Origin of the sequence: Mucilaginibacter gynuensis (genome assembly GCF_039541195.1) — a bacterium.
Lineage (GTDB): Bacteria > Bacteroidota > Bacteroidia > Sphingobacteriales > Sphingobacteriaceae > Mucilaginibacter > Mucilaginibacter gynuensis.
Genome location: NZ_BAABFT010000040.1, coordinates 1 through 1,333, shown reverse-complemented (window position 1 = coordinate 1,333; position 1,333 = coordinate 1). Strand labels below are relative to the sequence as shown.

At 39.2% G+C, this 1,333-nt stretch carries 1 protein-coding gene; it reads left to right on the top strand.

Features of this window, described 5'->3' with window-relative positions; all coding sequences use genetic code 11:
* Positions 1-214: 214 nt before the first annotated feature.
* Complete coding sequence (locus ABD894_RS28080; protein WP_345214425.1) at positions 215-1,258, top strand: IS110 family RNA-guided transposase; 1,044 nt, start codon at positions 215-217, stop codon at positions 1,256-1,258.
* Positions 1,259-1,333: the final 75 nt, after the last annotated feature.

The following is a 1,333-nucleotide window of genomic DNA, read 5'->3' as shown; positions in this document are numbered from 1 at the left end:
CCCTCTCATATCTTTGTAATATAATAGATCAGAAGAAAAGGAGAAACATAGAGGGCCCTCATGACACGTATTTAAAACGATGTTGACGAAAGAGGCTAATACTCCTTTTTTACTTTTGAAAGTCCGGACAGTACCGATTGACAGATCCTGTATCTGATCAGCTATTATATGAGAAAGGACAATGAAAGGTTTTCTGATCGTAATATACGTAGCTATGAAGAACTTAAAGTACGCTATCGGGATAGACATATCCATGAAAGATTTTGCCTGTTGTTTGTCCGTTATCGATGATGAACAGGACGTAAAGGTTAAAGCCACCCATAAATTCAACAATTCACCAGTAGGATTTAAGTCGTTTTTGGAATGGGTTAACCGACATTCGAAGGAAGCATTGCCTGTTACTTATATTATGGAAGCTACTGGGGTATACCATGAGCAGTTGGCCTGGTTTCTCAATAGCAACGGCAAAGCCATAAGCATTCTATTGCCAAGCAAGGCCAAAAGCTATTTAAAAGCCGATGGCGCTAAATCAAAAAATGATAGCATTGATGCCAAAGGACTTGCCCGTATAGGTGCAGAGAAGAAGTTAGGGCTATGGACCCCTCCCAGTAAACAACTGTATACTTTACGCGTGTATACCAGGCAGCATCAAAGCATTACAGAAATGCTCACCTCCATGAATAATCAGTTGCATAGCATCCGTCACGGGCAATTTCCATCCAAAGAGATAATCAAGCAACTTAAACAAACTATCAGGTTGTTTGAAAAACAGTTAGAGGAACTGGAAGTTGTTATAAGTAAGATAATTAAGACAGATACCATCCTTAACAAGCATTATCAGAACATCACTGCAATAAAAGGCGTAGCGCTGCTTTCATTTGCCGTTATAGCAGCGGAGACAGATGGCTTTACATTATTTGATAACGCATCCAGCCTGGTAAGTTATGCAGGATATGACGTAATAGAGAACCAGTCGGGCAAACACACTGGCAGAACCCGAATATCGAAAAAAGGAAACTCCAGGATCAGGCGCATTTTACACATGCCTGCATTATGTGCAGTAAGAGATGACCAACCACAATTTAAAAACCTGTATGACCGCGTTTTTGAACGTACAAAAATCAAAATGAAAGGATATGTAGCAGTACAGAGGAAATTACTTGAAATTATGTATTACTTGTGGAAGAAAAATGAACAATATTATCCTACCTATCAATCTGAAAAAATAATAGCCCCGGCAAACCAGGGCTACACGTGATGAACTTCCAAGTGGAGGCCCTCATTGAATGATCAAAATTATTAAATATTATTTGCTTTTAAAGACAGTACCTCT

Bases quoted from the DNA above. Each gene is read 5' to 3' on its own strand.
- ABD894_RS28080 (WP_345214425.1), top strand. From the start codon at position 215: ATGAAGAACTTAAAGTACGCTATCGGGATAGACATATCCATGAAAGAT.